The organism is Nocardia sp. NPDC005998 (assembly GCF_040614395.1).
Taxonomy (GTDB): Bacteria; Actinomycetota; Actinomycetes; order Mycobacteriales; family Mycobacteriaceae; genus Nocardia.
In genome coordinates this window covers 36,275-51,510 of record NZ_JBEXUI010000042.1, presented here as the reverse complement: position 1 = coordinate 51,510, position 15,236 = coordinate 36,275, and the positions used below count along the sequence as shown (strand labels likewise).

General features: G+C 67.1%; 14 protein-coding genes. 9 read left to right on the top strand and 5 right to left on the bottom strand.

Annotated elements, in window-relative coordinates; genetic code table 11:
• Positions 1-17: 17 nt before the first annotated feature.
• Positions 18-992 carry an aldo/keto reductase gene (locus ABZ293_RS35500; RefSeq protein ID WP_355187990.1) on the bottom strand — a complete coding sequence of 325 codons (975 nt, stop codon included), beginning with the start codon at positions 990-992 and terminating at the stop codon, positions 18-20.
• A gap of 338 nt (positions 993-1,330) precedes the next feature.
• Between ABZ293_RS35500 and ABZ293_RS35495 the strand changes: the two genes are divergently transcribed.
• The 4 genes from ABZ293_RS35495 to ABZ293_RS35480 all read left to right on the top strand — a co-directional run bounded on the left by ABZ293_RS35495 (position 1,331) and on the right by ABZ293_RS35480 (position 4,504).
• Positions 1,331-2,260: an undecaprenyl-diphosphate phosphatase gene (locus ABZ293_RS35495; RefSeq protein WP_354955302.1), complete on the top strand. Its 930-nt coding sequence runs from the start codon at positions 1,331-1,333 to the stop codon at positions 2,258-2,260.
• Between the two features lie 16 nt (positions 2,261-2,276).
• Positions 2,277-3,035 carry a histidine phosphatase family protein gene (locus ABZ293_RS35490; protein WP_354955216.1) on the top strand — a complete coding sequence of 253 codons (759 nt, stop codon included), beginning with the start codon at positions 2,277-2,279 and terminating at the stop codon, positions 3,033-3,035.
• Positions 3,036-3,118: 83 nt separating this feature from the next.
• Positions 3,119-3,703 (top strand): DUF3090 domain-containing protein, encoded by a 585-nt coding sequence (locus tag ABZ293_RS35485; protein WP_355187989.1) that lies wholly within the window; start codon positions 3,119-3,121, stop codon positions 3,701-3,703.
• A 3-nt stretch (positions 3,704-3,706) separates the two neighbouring features.
• Positions 3,707-4,504 carry an SCO1664 family protein gene (locus ABZ293_RS35480; protein ID WP_355187987.1) on the top strand — a complete coding sequence of 266 codons (798 nt, stop codon included), beginning with the start codon at positions 3,707-3,709 and terminating at the stop codon, positions 4,502-4,504.
• 476 nt (positions 4,505-4,980) lie between these two features.
• Here ABZ293_RS35480 and ABZ293_RS35475 read toward each other — a convergent pair whose 3' ends face one another.
• Positions 4,981-5,853 carry an LLM class flavin-dependent oxidoreductase gene (locus tag ABZ293_RS35475; protein ID WP_355187985.1) on the bottom strand — a complete coding sequence of 291 codons (873 nt, stop codon included), beginning with the start codon at positions 5,851-5,853 and terminating at the stop codon, positions 4,981-4,983.
• A 511-nt stretch (positions 5,854-6,364) separates the two neighbouring features.
• Between ABZ293_RS35475 and mshC the strand changes: the two genes are divergently transcribed.
• Complete coding sequence (mshC, locus tag ABZ293_RS35470) at positions 6,365-7,603, top strand: cysteine--1-D-myo-inosityl 2-amino-2-deoxy-alpha-D-glucopyranoside ligase (RefSeq protein WP_355187984.1); 1,239 nt, start codon at positions 6,365-6,367, stop codon at positions 7,601-7,603.
• A gap of 397 nt (positions 7,604-8,000) precedes the next feature.
• Entirely contained in the window at positions 8,001-9,074 is a 1,074-nt protein-coding gene (locus ABZ293_RS35465) for an MBL fold metallo-hydrolase (RefSeq protein ID WP_355187982.1), read from the top strand.
• Positions 9,075-9,080: 6 nt separating this feature from the next.
• On the opposite strand, the gene ABZ293_RS35460 is transcribed toward ABZ293_RS35465, so the two are convergent.
• Entirely contained in the window at positions 9,081-9,743 is a 663-nt protein-coding gene (locus tag ABZ293_RS35460; protein WP_355187980.1) for a TetR/AcrR family transcriptional regulator, read from the bottom strand.
• A 109-nt stretch (positions 9,744-9,852) separates the two neighbouring features.
• Here ABZ293_RS35460 and ABZ293_RS35455 point away from each other — a divergent pair, with 109 nt between their 5' ends.
• Both ABZ293_RS35455 and ABZ293_RS35450 read left to right on the top strand, forming a co-directional pair.
• Positions 9,853-11,283, top strand: coding sequence for a cytochrome P450 (locus tag ABZ293_RS35455; protein ID WP_355187978.1), 1,431 nt, complete (start codon positions 9,853-9,855; stop codon positions 11,281-11,283).
• Positions 11,280-11,474 (top strand): ferredoxin, encoded by a 195-nt coding sequence (locus tag ABZ293_RS35450; RefSeq protein ID WP_355187976.1) that lies wholly within the window; start codon positions 11,280-11,282, stop codon positions 11,472-11,474. Before ABZ293_RS35455 ends, ABZ293_RS35450 begins: the two co-directional genes overlap by 4 nt.
• A gap of 101 nt (positions 11,475-11,575) precedes the next feature.
• Here ABZ293_RS35450 and fadD11 read toward each other — a convergent pair whose 3' ends face one another.
• Positions 11,576-13,372, bottom strand: coding sequence for a fatty acid--CoA ligase FadD11 (gene fadD11 / locus ABZ293_RS35445; RefSeq protein WP_355187974.1), 1,797 nt, complete (start codon positions 13,370-13,372; stop codon positions 11,576-11,578).
• A 336-nt stretch (positions 13,373-13,708) separates the two neighbouring features.
• On the opposite strand from fadD11, the gene ABZ293_RS35440 reads away from it, so the two are divergent.
• On the top strand, positions 13,709-14,422 hold the full coding sequence (locus ABZ293_RS35440) for a dienelactone hydrolase family protein (protein ID WP_355187972.1): 714 nt from the start codon (positions 13,709-13,711) through the stop codon (positions 14,420-14,422).
• Between the two features lie 13 nt (positions 14,423-14,435).
• Here the strand turns inward: ABZ293_RS35440 and ABZ293_RS35435 are convergent, their stop codons facing one another.
• The gene (locus ABZ293_RS35435; protein WP_355187970.1) at positions 14,436-15,218 is read right to left on the bottom strand and encodes a crotonase/enoyl-CoA hydratase family protein; all 783 of its coding nucleotides are present in this window, start codon (positions 15,216-15,218) and stop codon (positions 14,436-14,438) included.
• Between the last annotated feature and the right edge of the window lie 18 nt (positions 15,219-15,236).

Below are 15,236 nucleotides of genomic sequence, written 5' to 3'. Positions count from 1 at the left end.
GGCAAGGCTAGCCTCCGTCATTCTGTCCGTGCACTCACGTCGTCGAGTGCCGCCGCGATGGCGCGCGGGAGTTCCAGCGTCTCGGCCGCCAGCACCCCGGTGAGCTGCCCGATATCGCGGGCCCCGACGATCATGCTCGCGATGCCGGGACGATCCCGGATCCAGGCCAGCGCGACGGCCAGCGGTGAGGTAGCCAATCCATCGGCGGCGGTCACCAAGGCATCAACGACCCGGGTGGCGCGATCGTCGAGCCGATGCCGGATCTCGGCGGCGGTCGCCTCATCCGCACCACGCGAATCGGCGGGCACCCCATCGCGATATTTGCCGGTGAGAATTCCCCCGGCCAGCGGCGCGGTGGCGATCAGCCCCACCCCGTGATGCCGGGTGGCCGGCACGAAATCGGTTTCGGTATCACGGGCCAGCAGCGAGTACGGGGTCTGCGCGACCGTGACCGGCGCCACAGCGGCCAGGCTGGCGACCTGCCAGGCATTGAAACCACGCACCCCGGCGTAGCGAACCTTCCCGGAGCGGACCGCGAATTCGAGGGTGGCGGCGACCTCATCGAGCGGAGTCGCCGGATCCCAGGCCGCGACATGCCAGATATCGAGATAGTCGGTGCCCAATTCGAGCAGCGTGCGATCGAGCTGACGCAGCAGCGCGCGGCGCGAGGTGTCCACGGCCGCGCGTACGGGTTCCGGCGTGGGCACGGTCGGTCCCACCGGTGCCGGCGTGGTCCGCGGTGCGACACCCGCGCAGCCGCTGAGCACCAGATCGTCGCGCGAGACCAGATCGCCGAGCAGTTCGGCCAGGATCCGTTGTGCCGCACCGCCCGCGTAGGCGGGGGAGGTGTCGACCAGGGTGCCGCCTGCCTCGGCGAATGCCACCAACTGCCCCGCCGCGTCGTCGGTGTCGGTATGCGTGCCCCAGGTGTGGGTCGCCAGTCCGATCCGGGACACCCGTAGGCCGCTGCGGCCGACCGTCCGCTGTTCCATCACCGTGTCCGCGCATTCGTCACGGCGCCAAGCCTAGAGTGTGGATACGCAACGCGACGCCCACCAGCACAGTGGGTCGCACCGGCGCGCTGTCGAGGCGGCGGCCGCGACAGCGAATTCGGTCCTGGCGGACCCAGTTCGAGCGGGAAATCCGCACCCCATCGGTGCGGACCGGCATGCGGCGGAACAGCCGGGCACGCCGTCGCAACATCGACACTGTACTGTCGCTGCGTGATTGCGGCGATGGTCACAGTGCGGTGCTCGGCCGCCGGACCAATTGCCCAGTAGGAAAAGGTTTTTCGGGCGGAAGTGGAGGCGGATTCGTGGTCGGCGAGTCGATGACCTGGGTACAGGCCTTGGTACTCGGACTGGTGCAGGGGCTCACCGAGTTTCTGCCGATCTCCTCCTCGGCGCATCTGCGCATCGTGTCGGGAGTGTTCTTCGGCGATGACGCGGGCGCCTCGTTCACCGCGGTGACCCAGCTGGGCACCGAGGCCGCGGTGCTGGTGTATTTCGCCAAGGACATCTGGCGGATCATCGTCGCGTGGTTCGCCGGCCTGCGCGACAGGCTGACCAGCCGCAGTCGGCAGGACCTGCCGCTGCACGACCAGCCGACCACGAAACTGCCGGTCATCACCGCCGACTACAAGCGCGTCCTCGACGAACAGGCCCAGCGCGAACTCGATTACCGCATCGGCTGGTATGTGATCATCGCGACCATTCCGATCGGCGTACTGGGCTTCCTGCTCAAGGATCAGATCCGCACCGGCGCGCGTAATCTGTGGCTGATTTCGTTCATGCTGGTCGCCTTCGCGCTGGTCATTGCCGCCGGTGAGTACTACGGACGCAAGATCCGCCCGATCGAGCAGCTGACCACCCGCGACGGGCTGATCATGGGCTTCGCCCAATGTCTTGCGCTGATCCCGGGCGTATCACGATCCGGTGCGACTGCGACGGCGGGTCTGTTCCTCGGACTGGAGCGCGAAGCCGCGGTGCGATTCTCGTTCCTGCTGGCCATTCCCGCGGTGACCGCATCGGGATTGTTCAGCCTGCCCGATGCGTTCGAACCGGCGGGTGAGGGTCTCAATGCCAGCGGCCCGCAGCTGTTGGTCGCGACGATTCTCGCGTTCGCCGTCGGCTATGCCTCGGTCGCGTGGCTGTTGAAGTTCGTCGGCAAACATTCGCTGGACTGGTTCGTCGGCTACCGCATCGTGCTCGGCCTGACCGTGATGGGTCTGCTCGCGAGCGGAGTGGTGTCGGCGACATGATCGTTAGGCTGGTGCTATGACGGTGATCCTGCTGCGGCACGGTGTCTCGACCTCGAACACCGCCCGCACCCTGGCCGGGCGCAGTGCAGGTGTCGATTTGACCGAACTCGGCAACACCCAGGCCAGCGCCGTCGCCGATCGACTCGCCGTGCTGCCGATCGAGCACATCGTGCACTCACCGCTGCTGCGCTGTCAGCGAACGGTCGCGCCGCTGGCGGAAAAGCTGGGTCTGGAACCGGAGTACGACGATCGGCTGATCGAGGTCGACTACGGCGACTGGACCGGCAAGGCGATCGCGGATCTGGTCACCGAACCACTGTGGAAGGTGGTGCAGCGACACGCCTCCGGCGCGGTCTTCCCGAGCGGGGAGGGCTTGGCGCAGGTGCAGGTGCGCGCCGTCGCCGCGGTCCGCGAGCACGATCGCAGATTCGCCGAGAAGGCCGGTCACGATGTGCTCTGGGTGGCGTGCACCCACGGTGACGTGATCAAATCCGTACTCGCCGACGCACTCGGCATCCATCTCGACGGTTTCCAGCGCATCGTGGTCGAGCCCGCCTCGATCAGTATCGTGCGCTACACCCCGACCGCGCCGTATGTAGTGCGGCTCAACGATACGGGCACCGATCTGTCGGGCTTGGCGGCAACCAAACCGCAACGGCCCGCATCGGATTCCCGGACGCCGCCGGACGCCGAACCGGTCGATACCTCGGGCCCGGTTCCCGGTGGCGAGCTGGGTGGTACCCCGAGTGCGGATAATGGGAATGCGGAGCTTTGAAATTCCTTGTAAACGAGTAGGTGGCGTGTTGCGGAGTCCAGCGCCGCGGGTAGTCGATCAGGGTCACGTATCAGGAGGTGCAGATGTCTCGCGCAATCCATGTATTTCGCACCCCCGATCGTTTTGTCGCCGGGACTGTCGGTGAGCCGGGCGATCGCTCGTTCTATTTGCAGGCCGTGCAGGAACCACGGGTGGTCAGCGTGCTGCTGGAGAAGCAGCAGGTAAAGGTGCTCGCCGACCGCATGGGGCTGCTACTGGACGAGGTCGCGCGTCGATTCGGCGCCGAGGTACCGCCGCAGGCCGAGGACATCGCCGACAGCGACCCGCTGGTGACCCCGATCGACGCCGAATTCCGGGTCGGCACCATGGGCCTGGGTTGGGATGCGGACGCGGGTGCGGTGGTCGTGGAACTGCTGGCGATCACCGAGACCGAGGTCGACGAATCGGTGGTGCTCGACGACACCGAGGAAGGTCCGGACGCGGTGCGGGTATTCCTGACCCCGATCCAGGCGCGGGAGTTCGCGTTGCGCTCGACGCGGGTGATCGCGGCGGGGCGGCCGCCGTGTCCGCTGTGCGGGGAGCCGCTGTCGGCGCGTGGGCATATGTGTGTGCGAACCAACGGATACAAGCGCGGGGATATTTTCGGCGCGGCCGAGCTAGAGGAGTAGTCCGTGGCCGAGCCTCGATGGCACACCGCGGAATTGTCGGTGATCGGGCGGGTGACGACCGCGAGCAACGTCACGCTGGTCTGCGATGCGGACAGTTCCGATGGCGTGCCCGTTCGCGTGGTCTACAAGCCGGTGCGCGGTGAGCGGCCGCTGTGGGATTTCCCGGACGGCACCCTCGCCGGGCGTGAGGTCGCCTCGTATCGGGTGTCGGATGCACTCGGCTGGGGTGTCATTCCGGAGACGATCCTGCGCGATGGTCCGTACGGGCCCGGCATGGTGCAGCGGTGGGTGGAGTCGGTGGACAACCACACCGACCAGGGCAACCGGCTCGATCTGGTCGATCTGGTGCCGTTGGGCGCGGTTCCGGACGGATTCTGCGAGGTGCTGCGCGCCCAGGACCCGGCGGGCAACGAGGTCTCGCTGATCCATGCCGACGACCCTCGCCTGCAGCGAATCGCGGTGCTCGACGTGCTGCTCAACAATGCCGACCGCAAGGGCGGGCATGCCCTGGAAGGTGTCGACGGTCAGGTCTACGGCGTCGACCACGGCATCTGCCTGCACAGCGAGCACAAACTGCGCACGGTGCTATGGGGTTGGGCGGGCAAACCCATCTGCGATGGACTGATGGCCGATATCGCCGCCTTCGCCAAGGCCCTGCCCGGCGCGGTCGCCGATGATCTCGCGTCGCATCTCACCGATGCCGAGATCGAAGCACTTGCCGACCGCACGCGCGAACTGCTGGACAACCCGGTAATGCCATTGCCGCGAACGTCGCGACCGATTCCGTGGCCTGCGTTCTGAACTGGGCTCGGGACTACCGCCGTCGACGGCTTTGCGATATGCAGTAGGTGCCACATTTCATCGACTGCATCGGTGCACGAACTGTCCAATGTGACAACGGTTTCTGCATCGACCGAGAAGAGTCCACCCAACTCGGGATAGTTCACCCACCTTGGCAGCAACGAATCCCGACACCCCCACCTTCGTCTCGAAACGCGCATGATCACCTGGTCACCCCCTGGCGGAGGACCGCCGGACCGCGCCTGGCAAGTTCCGGGCGAGCGAGGCGCTGCCGATGCAGTGGATGCCAGCGCCGACGGCCACGAGGTGGTCCTGGATCCGGGACACGCTCGACCAGGCGCCCGGCGATGGTCACCGCGATTCGCGCCCAGCGCTCTGCGCCGGTCGTGGTCGCGGAATTGGGCTGATATCGATCGTGCAGCCGCCTGGCGTGCGAGCCGCAGAACCCACTCGGCAGAGCCGAGGGGCTTGCGGTGTCAGCTCAGCAGTGGGCGGACCTCGGTGCCGACGAAGTGGACGAAGTCGATCAGGTTTGGGTCGTCGTCGGTGGGTTCGAGGACGACGGTGTCGGCGCCCGCATCGGCGTAGTGGCGGATGGCGTTCGCAATGGTTTGTGCATCGCCCGCGACGCCTGCCTCGGCCGGGTGGTCACCGCTGTTGCGTTGCTGGGCGGCGGTCAGGCGCTCGGATGCATCCGGGCCGGTGGCGGTGAGCAGGTTGACGATCAACCGGTGTGTTCCGGTGCGTCCGGCTTTCGAGCGGCCTTCTTCGATGAGCGAGCGGGCGGCGCGGACGCCGTCGGGGGTGGTCCGTGCGGTGAGGATGGTGGCGTCGGCGAGTTCGCCGGACAGCCGCAGTGTCTGCGGGCCGGTCGCGGCGGCGGCGATCGCTGGGGGTGTGGTCGGCGGCCAATCCAGGGCGACATTGTCGAGCTGCACGTAGCGGCCCGCAGTGCTGACCTTCTCGCCGTTCAGCAGGCCGCGTAGCGCGCCCAACTGTTCGCGCAACAGCGTCATCGGCGACTCGACGCGAGCACCGACCTGTCCCATCCAGTCCTGCACCCCGTGCCCGAATCCCGGAACCACCCGCCCCGGATGCAATCGCAGCAGCGCCGCCACTTCCATCGCGGCAAGTGCCACATTCCGCAGCGGCACCGGCATCACCCCGATGCCGACCCGCACCCGTTCGGTTCGCGCCAATACCGTTGCGGCACTGGCGATCCCGCCGCCCCAGAAGCAGTCCTCCCACAGCCACAACTCTTCCAGCCCGCTGTCCTCCGCCGCGGCCGCCACCGCGACCAAACGTTCGGGAGAGATCTGAGGCAACGACACCGCACCGAGAACAGTCATCCGTCCAACCTAGCGTGATCCCCTTCGGCCCCGGCGGGATTCGGCTCCGTCCCTGGCCGCGGAGCCCCATCGAAACTTTTCGCTGGGCCAGCGCTGCTGATGGCAATCCGCGTGGCCGCGGGGACCGAATTCGATAGCCGAAACCTTCGATGTCGACGCACTCGTTCACTTGGCTTGCATAAGTCCCCTGTGCCGGTCGCACCCAGATCGGCGGCGATGGCCACGGCGGCATCTCGAATCCGCTGTCCGGTCCGCCACGTGGATTCCCGATCGACCGCATCATTGAATGCGGTGTCCGACCGTTCGTCTACGGTGTAGCCGCAAGAAAGCCAGCCCGGCCGTATCGGAGTGACCTGCGTCACTCGCAGCAATTCGATCCGCGAGCGCGGAAACATTGACTTCCGATTTTCACTACATCGGGGCAGGTCAGATCCGGGGTGTTCGCCGCCGACGGTACCGCTCGGGGCAGGGCGCGGCGCAATGGCCGCCACCACACCTTTACTCTCGAATCATGCAGTCCTGGTCCGATACCGCCCTACCGACAATTCCCGGAGCAGGGCCTCCGTTGCGGTTGTACGACACCGCCGACCGCCAGGTTCGCCCGGTGACCCCGGGCGCCACGGCCACCATGTACGTCTGCGGGATCACCCCCTACGACGCCACCCATCTCGGGCACGCCGCCACCTACCTGACCTTCGATCTGGTCAACCGGCTCTGGCGTGACGCGGGCCACGATGTGCACTACGTGCAGAACGTGACCGATGTCGACGACCCGCTGTTCGAGCGCGCGGCCCGCGACGGTCTGGACTGGCGTGATCTGGGCACCCGCGAGATCGATCTATTCCGCGAGGATATGTCCGCGTTGCGGATCGTGCCGCCGCGCGACTACATCGGCGCGATCGAATCCGTCGACGAGGTCGTCGAATTCGTAGAGAAGCTGCTGGCCTCGGGTGCGGCGTACACGGTCGACGATGCCGAGTTCCCCGATATCTACTTCCGCGCCGACGCCACCGAACAATTCGGCTACGAATCCGGCTACGACCGGGCGACCATGGATCGCCTGTTCGCCGAGCGCGGCGGCGACCCGGATCGTCCCGGCAAACGCGACACCATCGATGCGCTGCTGTGGCGCGCCGCCCGTCCCGACGAGCCGTCCTGGCCCGCCCCGTTCGGTGCCGGCCGCCCCGGTTGGCATATCGAGTGTGCGGCGATCGCGCTCAACCGCGTCGGCCCGGAATTCGATATCCAGGGCGGCGGCAGCGATCTGATCTACCCGCACCACGAATATTCGGCCGCGCACGCCGAGGCGCTCATCGCGGGCCGCCGCTTCGCCCGCCACTATGTGCACGCCGGTCTGATCGGCCTGGACGGCGAGAAGATGTCGAAGTCCAGGGGCAATCTGGTGCTGGTCTCCAAGCTGCGCCGCGCCGGAGTCGACCCGGCCGCCATCCGCCTCGGCCTGCTGGCCGGTCACTACCGCCAGGACCGGATGTGGACCGACACCGTCCTCGCCGAGGCCACCGGCCGCCTGGACCTGTGGCGCCGCGCCACCGCACTCGCCTCCGGCCCCGCCGCCGTGGACACCATTGCCCGTCTGCGCCAACATCTCGCCGACGACCTCGACACCCCGAAAGCCCTTGCCGCCCTGGACAACTGGGCCACTCAGGCCCTGGACTACGGCGGCCAGGACAGCGCGGCCCCAGCTCTCGTCGCCACCGCTGTGGACGGTCTACTCGGCGTGCGGCTGTAGCTCAGAGCCGGCCCCACCGGGTCACTGCGGCAGACAGCACCGCAAGGGCCTCGACCGCAGTCGATGCGCAGCCATCCGTGCCGCACCGACTGCGGTCCCCAGGTCACCGCCTCGACCGCCACATCACGACAGCAAAACCATAGGCAGCGCCGCCGAAATCCGCGACGGGCAGATGACCCCGGCGCTGCCATGCGCCGCCCAGCTCGGCAACCTGGACCTGCGCTTGGTCACCGAGGTTCAAACCAGCTCGACCGCAGGTGCGGCGGGAAGGCGTGTGTGCCGTGGCGGGTTGATCGAGCGGATTCGGGTGGGATCGCTGGCGGGTGGCGGATGGGTTGTTCAGCGGGGCGATCCGTGGTGTTGTACACGGGTGTGCGGTATTCATCCTCGCGGATTGATGGGTTGGCGGAACCGGATCGGTGGGGTGATCGAGGCGGGGGGTGTGCTTGCGGCGGGGCGGTTGGCAGGCTCGGGCGGGCAGGGGGATGCGCGGACTGTTGCGGCACGCACGCGGTTTTTCGGGGCGGATGTGGTGGATCCGGATACCGGTGCGGTGCGTGCGGATCGGGTGGTGCTGTCCTGGGTGGGGTGCACGACCTATGCGTTCGCCCTGGCCGGTTCGGTGTTTCTGTTGGATGCGTGGGTGCCGCGGTTGACGAGTACTGGCTATCTGCCCGCGACCGCGCAGGATCTAGCGGATCTGGCGCCGGAGGCGATCTTCATCGGGCACGGGCATTTCGATCACGCCGGTGACGCGGGGCGGATCGCGCAGGCCTGCGGAGCTGTCGTGTACGGAACCGCCGAGCATGGCGCGAATATCCGTGCGCAAGTGGCGGATCCGACGTTCGAAACGGTCGCGCTCGGGGACGCGAGTTCGCGGCCGGGAGAGCGGCACGACTTCACCGTCGGCCCGGTCGAGGTGATCGCGGTCCGCCACGTGCACTCCGCACCGACCGCACCCGAGCGGCCGGGCGGATCCGCACCGTTCTTCCCGAGGCCGGAACTGCACGCGCTCGTGCGTCATCCACCCACGTTGGCAGGTGTGCTGCAGAGCGCGCCGCGCCTCAAGGATCCAGAGGGCGGCAGCCTGCTCTATCAATTCCGCGTACCCGGATTCTCCTTGCTCTGGCACGACTCCTCGGGTCCGCTCACCGAAAGAGCCCCGCAGGTCTTCGACGTCTTCGCTGAGCTACCGTCCACCAACGTGCAGATCGGCGCGGTCCAGGGCTTCAACCAGATCGTGAACGGCCTGCGCGACCCCCGCCGCTACATCGAGGCGATCCGCCCCGAACTGTTCGTGCCCAGCCACCACGACAATTGGCTGCCCGGTCTGACCGCCTCAGCCGCCACCTACGATGCACCCCTGCGCGGCGAACTGGCCCGCATCGCCGCCGACCGCCGCCCGCAGCTGCGCCCCATGCACGACCCCTTCGACTACCTCAGCCCCCACCGCCTGACCTTTCCCCTGTAAAACGCGTCAGTGAGCCGGTCTGGGCGGCAGACGCGCGGCCATCGTGGCGAGGTTGTCGGCGAAGGTGAGGACGAATTCGGCACAGAGGTCGATGAGTTCGTCGCGGCTGATGTCGATGCCGCCATCGAGCCAGACCAGCACCAGTTCGGCGGCGCCACCGGTGATCATCAGCGAGACCGCGCGCACCAGGATGTCGCTGCCCGGTGGCGGGTCCAGCAGCGCGCGTTCCTGATCGGCGACGACATCGGCGATGGTACGCATGGCGGCGGCGCGGCGGCGCATCAGTGTTTCACTGCCGTGCGCCTCGGCGAAGGCGACCCGGGCTCGGCGCGGGTCATCGATGACGGAGGTGAGGATGGCGGTGACCGCGGCTCGCGTTTTGGCCGCAATGCCGTCGGGTGCCGCGGCCAGGGCGTCCAGAGAACTGCGGATAGCGGTGTCGATGATCTCGTCGTGCACGGCCGCGGCCAGGGCATCGAGGTCGGAGAAGCTCTCGTAGAAGAAGCGCGGGCCCACCTTGGCCTGTTCGCAGACTCCGCGCACCGTGGTGGTCGCCCAGCCCTGGGTGCCGATGATGTCGAGTGCGGCGTCCATGAGGCGACGCCGGCGTTCCTCGCGCCGCTGTTCGGCGGAGGTACCACGATAGATCCCGGTCGCTGCCCGTGTCACAGGGTCAGTATGCCGCAGCACAATCAGGAAACAAGCGTTTACGGAAACTAGCGATTCCGGTATGGTCTGGGTCACAGAAGTTTCGCAAAGGTGCGAGAGGATCACGACCATGGCGACCATTGCCCTTCGGGCAAAGTACGCGGCGGCCGCACTGGCCGAGCGCTATCCCACTCGGACCCGAACCCTCGCCGAACCGCCCGCGGGCAGCGAATTACGGCCGGTGCTCGGTGATTACGGATTGCCGGTGATCGGGCACGCGCTCCCGGCCATGACCGACAATCTCGACTTCGCCCGGCGCCGCTTCGAAAAGTACGGTCCGGTCCAGTGGTCCGGCATGCTCGGACGCCGCGTCGTCATGGTGGTGAGCCCGGAGGCGATCGAGGAAGTTCTCTCCGACCGCGACAAGGTGTATTCCGCGCGGCGTGGCTACGACTTCTTCATCGGACCGTTCTTCCACGGCGGGATCCTGTTGCGCGACTTCGACGAGCACCGCTACCACCGGCGCATCCTGCAGCAGGCCTTCACCCGGCAGCGGCTGGTCGGCTATCTCGACATCACCACTCCCGCGATCGCCCGCGGCATGGGTGACTGGTTGCCCGGCAATGACTTTCAGTTGTTCCCCGCGACCAAGGACCTGCTGCTGCGGATGGCGTCGGAGGTGTTCATGGGCGCACGCCTCGGCCCCGAGGCCGCCCGGCTCGAGCGGGCGTTCATCGATGCGGTGCGCGGTGGACAGGCGCTGGTCCGAACCAATCTGCCCGGGGGTCTGTGGGCGAAAGGATTGCGCGGGCGCAAGGTGCTCGAGGACTACTGTCGCGCGGAAATGCCCGCAAGACGTACGTGCAGCGGCGATGACCTGTTCAGTGTGCTGTGCCATACCGCGAGCGATGAGGGCCATACCTTCACCGATCAGGACATCGTCGACCATTTGATCTTCGTATTGATGGCCGCGCACGACACCAGCACCATCGCGCTGTCGATGATGGGCTATCAGCTGGGCCTGCACCCCGAATGGCAGGACCGGCTGCGCGCGGAATCACAAGCGCTGGGCAAGGATTCGCTGGACTACGACGATCTCGACCGGCTACCCGCCCTGGATCTGGTGTTCAAGGAGATCCTGCGGATGTACTCCCCGGTCGGCCAGCAGATCCGGGAGACGGTGCGCGACACCGCACTTCAGGGCCATTTCGTCCCCGCGGGCACCATAGTCGTCATCGGCTCGCATTCCGCGATGCGCATCGACCGCTGGTGGCACGACCCGGATGTCTTCGATCCGGAGCGTTTCACCGCCCAGCGCCACGAGGACAAATCGCACCGCTATGTCTGGGCCCCCTTCGGCGGCGGCGCACACAAGTGCATCGGCCTGTACTTCGGCGGCATGACCGTCAAGGCGATCATGCACCGCATGCTGCTGCACTACCAATGGTCGGTACCCACCGACTACGTCCCCCCAATGGGCTGGGCAACCGGCCCCACCCCCCTCGACGGCCTCCCCATCCGCCTGCAAACCACCCACGTCGAATCCCGGCGCCCCGCATGAAAATCACCGCCGACCGCTCCCGCTGCCAAGGCCACGGCATGTGCGAAGCCCTACTACCGAACGTCTTCCAGATCGACAAATCCGGCAAAGTCCAAATCCTGGTCGACCAGATCCCCGCCCCCGACCACCCCGACGCCGAACTAGCAATCGAATCCTGCCCCGTCCAAGCCCTCCACCACCCACCCCCCTGACCCGCCCCAGGCACATGCAGCGGGTGAGAATGCGCTGACGCAGGGGCGCTCTCGGCGTTTGCCTGCACCAGCGCATGGTGATCGTATGTCCAGCTTGGGGGTTAGGGGGCGGGGGTGTGGACTGTGGTGGGTGGGGTTGGGGTGTAGAGGGTTTCGATTTCGGGGGCGTATTTGGTTGCGATCGGTTTGCGGCGCAGTTTCATGGTGAGGGTGATTTCGTCGCCGCCGGGCTCCCAGAATGTGGGGAGGATGGTGAAGCGTTTGATCTGTTCTACTCGGGATAGTTTCGCGTTGCCTGCCGCGACACCTTGGGCGATGTCGGCGATGACGCCGGGGTCGGTGGCGAGTGCGGCGGCGGAGGGGTCGGGGAGACCGTGTTGGGCCGCATAGGGTGTTGCGGATTCGGCGTCCAGCACGATCAGGGCGGTGTTGTAGGGGCGCGCGTCGCCGATGGTGACGATCGAACCCACGAGCGGGGTGGCGGCTTTGATGGTGTTCTCGATATTGGCGGGGGACATATTCTTTCCGGCCGCGTTGATGATGAGTTCCTTCTTTCGGTCGACGACCCGCAGGTAGCCGTCGGCGTCGCGGGTGAGGATATCGCCGGTGTGCAGCCAGCCGTCGGCGTCGACGGCTTCGGCGGTCTTACCCGGTTCCTTGCGGTAGCACTTCATCACCAGCGGTCCGCGGACCAGGAATTCGCCGTCCTCGGCGATTTTGGCTTCCGAGCCGGGCAGCATCCGTCCGACGGTGCCCAGGCGTGCCTCGGCAGGCGGGCTGGCGCTGGCCACGCAGGTGAGTTCGGACATGCCCCAGATCTCGCTGATCGGGATGCCGAGGCCGCAGAAGAAGCCGAGAGTTTCCGGTGGGATCGGCGCGGCGCCCGACATCGCCCACTTCACTTGATCCAGGCCGAGTCCGGTGCGCAGCTTCGACAGCACCAGCTCGTCCGCCTTGGCCCATTCGGCGGCCAGTTCCGCATCGACGGTGCGCCCGTCGAGCAGCACGGCGGCCTTGCGCGCGGCCACGCCGAGCGCCCATTGCAGTGCGGCCCTGGTGGTCTCGTCGGGTTCATTGGCGACGGAGAATTCGACCGCCGCCTTGAACTTCTCCCACACTCGCGGCACCGCACCCCAGATCGTGGGCCGGGCGTCCACCAGTGCCGCAGGCAACTGGGTTCGGTCCGGTACCACGGTGATCTGGGTACCGTAGTACTCCTGCAGATATAGGCCGGTGAACCGGTCGGCCATATGCGCGGTCGGCAAGTAGGAGGTTTGCCGGTCGCCGAATTCGACGGGAAGCACCGCGTTGAACGCATGCGCCTCGGCGGTCACATTGGCGTGCGTGATCTCGACGCCCTTCGGATTCCCGGTGGTACCCGAGGTGTAGACCAGCGTCGCGATATCGTCGGGGCGCACCGCCCGCCAGGTCGCCTCGAAGTCGAAATCATTGCGGCCCTTGGCCTTCAGTTCGGCGAGGCTGATCGTTCCGGCCCGCTCGGCATCCATGCAGACGATGGTTTCGATCTGCGCACCGCATGTGCGGACCCGCTCGACATACTGCTCCTCGCAGATCACCACGCGGTTGCCCGCATTACCGAAGACATGGTTCAACTGCTCGGGCGCGAGGGTGTTGTATACCGAGAACGAGGTCGCGCCGGTGTGCTGCGTGCCCACCTCGATCGGATAGAACTCGACCCGATTGGCCATCATCAGCGCGACCGTATCGCCGCGCCCGATCCCCAGCCCGTGCAGTCCCGCCGCGATCGCCCGGACCTGTTCGGCGTACTCGCGCCAGGTCAGTGCTTGCCCGCCACCGATGGAGCGCACCGCGATCGCATCGGGTTCGATTGCGGCAACGCGCTGGAACGCGGCACAGGAGGTATTCGGTTCGGTCATCACACCCATCACAATCACTTCGGCGGAATTTCTTCCCGACCGTAGGTCGCGACATGGTGCGCGCGTGCCGTTTTCGCTCGATTCCGCTGCGTCGCCGCATCATCGACCACATCGGGGGACCAGCCGCCACAGCGAGGTAACTTCCGAGTCGCGGGCGGCATGGAGCGGATCGCTGATGTCCTTCGGGCGGGCGTGCCTCGGCCTGGTGTCGATCCGATCCACCACGCGGGCGTGCCACCGGCGGCGGCGCCGAGACTCACGCCGCGCGTTCGAGCGCGCCACGCGATAGCCACCGCTTGGCTGTACACGTCTGAGACAGTGACATACATTCTGGTCATGAACACCATCGAGCTGGACGCGCCGGACGGCACCCTCGAGGCGATCCTGGCCCGGCCGACGGGGAGCGGGCCGTGGCCCGGTGTCGTGGTGATCCACGACGCCATTGGCTTCGGCCCCGATCTGCGCGCCAATGTCGAAATGCTTGCCGACTACGGCTATCTCACCATCGCCCCGAACCTGTTCGCCAACGGCCGGGTGCGCTGCATCCGCGCGGTAATGCGCTCGCTGATCCTGACCGGTGCGAGCCCGGCGATCCGGGAGATCCTGGCCGCCCGGGACCGGCTCGTCGCCGAGCCCGACTGCACCGGTAAGACCGCGGTCATCGGCTTCTGCATGGGTGGCGGTTTCGCATTGCTCACCGCGCCTATGGGTTTCGATGCGTCCGCGCCGTTTTATCCGGGTCTCTACGGCGACTACCGCGCCCAGCTCGAGGGCGCGTGTCCGGTGGTGGCCAGCTACGCGCAACTCGATCCCTCGCTCATCGGCGCGGGCCGCAAACTCGACCGCGCGCTCACCGAACTCGGTGTCGAACACGACATCAAGACCTATCCGGGCACCATGCACGGTTTCGCGAATGTGTTCGCCATCGACCCCGTGCTGCGGGTCACCGGCCTCGGCTACGACGCCGACGCCACCCGCGATGCCTGGCTTCGCATTTTCGCCTTCTTCGACAGGCACCTCACCGACGGCGCTGCGGACGGCTCCGGGTAGGCGGGCAATCCCATCATTCACCGCGCCATTGCGGCGCACGCTTCTCGGCGAAGGCGCGCGGACCTTCGAGCGCGTCCTTGCTGGTGAAGATCGGGGCCGCCTCGTGGAAGCTCATCTCCCAGATCGGGTTGTCCCATTCGGAGCCGAACTCGTTGACGCGGTGCATGATTCGCTTGGAGGCGCGCACCGACAGCGGTGCGTTGGCGGCGATCGTCTCGGCGAGTTCCATTGCGGCGGGCAGTACCTGCTGGGCCGGGACTACCCGGTTGACCAGTCCCCAGTGCGCGGCCGCGGCGGCATCGATCGGGGTTCCGGTGAGCACCATCTCATGGGCGATCTTGGGCGGGATCTGGCGTGGCAGCCGCAGCACCCCGCCCGCGGCGGCGAACAGGCCGCGGGTGACCTCGGGCAGTCCGAGGTGGGCGTCGGCGCTCATCACCGCCAGATCGCAGGCCAGTACGATCTCGGTGCCGCCGCCGAGGGCGAATCCGTTGACGGCGGCGATGAGCGGTTTATCGACGAAATGCTGGACCAGACCGGCGAATCCGTATTCCGGGTGCTGCGGATCGTGAATGCCGTTGCCGCGCGCCAATTCCTTGAGGTCGGCGCCCGCGCAGAACGCGCGACCGGCACCGGTGATCACCCCGACCCGCAGTTCCTGATCGGCCGCCAACTCTTCGAGGGCCGCGCCGACGGCAGTCGAGAGCGCGGCGTTTACCGCGTTCATCGCCTCGGGCCGGTTCAGGGTGATGATCGCAATGTGGCCCTCGCGGTGCAGGGTGGCGGCGTCGGTCATAGCGGGCTCCTGGGTCGA

What these genes read in the sequence shown, in the direction of transcription:
- ABZ293_RS35500 (WP_355187990.1), bottom strand. Translation starts at nt 992, where the DNA reads ATGGAACAGCGGACGGTCGGCCGCAGCGGCCTACGGGTGTCCCGGATC.
- ABZ293_RS35495 (WP_354955302.1), top strand. Translation starts at nt 1,331, where the DNA reads ATGACCTGGGTACAGGCCTTGGTACTCGGACTGGTGCAGGGGCTCACC.
- ABZ293_RS35490 (WP_354955216.1), top strand. Translation starts at nt 2,277, where the DNA reads ATGACGGTGATCCTGCTGCGGCACGGTGTCTCGACCTCGAACACCGCC.
- ABZ293_RS35485 (WP_355187989.1), top strand. Translation starts at nt 3,119, where the DNA reads ATGTCTCGCGCAATCCATGTATTTCGCACCCCCGATCGTTTTGTCGCC.
- ABZ293_RS35475 (WP_355187985.1), bottom strand. Translation starts at nt 5,853, where the DNA reads ATGACTGTTCTCGGTGCGGTGTCGTTGCCTCAGATCTCTCCCGAACGT.
- mshC (WP_355187984.1), top strand. Translation starts at nt 6,365, where the DNA reads ATGCAGTCCTGGTCCGATACCGCCCTACCGACAATTCCCGGAGCAGGG.
- ABZ293_RS35465 (WP_355187982.1), top strand. Translation starts at nt 8,001, where the DNA reads ATGGGTTGGCGGAACCGGATCGGTGGGGTGATCGAGGCGGGGGGTGTG.
- ABZ293_RS35455 (WP_355187978.1), top strand. Translation starts at nt 9,853, where the DNA reads ATGGCGACCATTGCCCTTCGGGCAAAGTACGCGGCGGCCGCACTGGCC.
- ABZ293_RS35450 (WP_355187976.1), top strand. Translation starts at nt 11,280, where the DNA reads ATGAAAATCACCGCCGACCGCTCCCGCTGCCAAGGCCACGGCATGTGC.
- fadD11 (WP_355187974.1), bottom strand. Translation starts at nt 13,372, where the DNA reads ATGACCGAACCGAATACCTCCTGTGCCGCGTTCCAGCGCGTTGCCGCA.
- ABZ293_RS35440 (WP_355187972.1), top strand. Translation starts at nt 13,709, where the DNA reads ATGAACACCATCGAGCTGGACGCGCCGGACGGCACCCTCGAGGCGATC.
- ABZ293_RS35435 (WP_355187970.1), bottom strand. Translation starts at nt 15,218, where the DNA reads ATGACCGACGCCGCCACCCTGCACCGCGAGGGCCACATTGCGATCATC.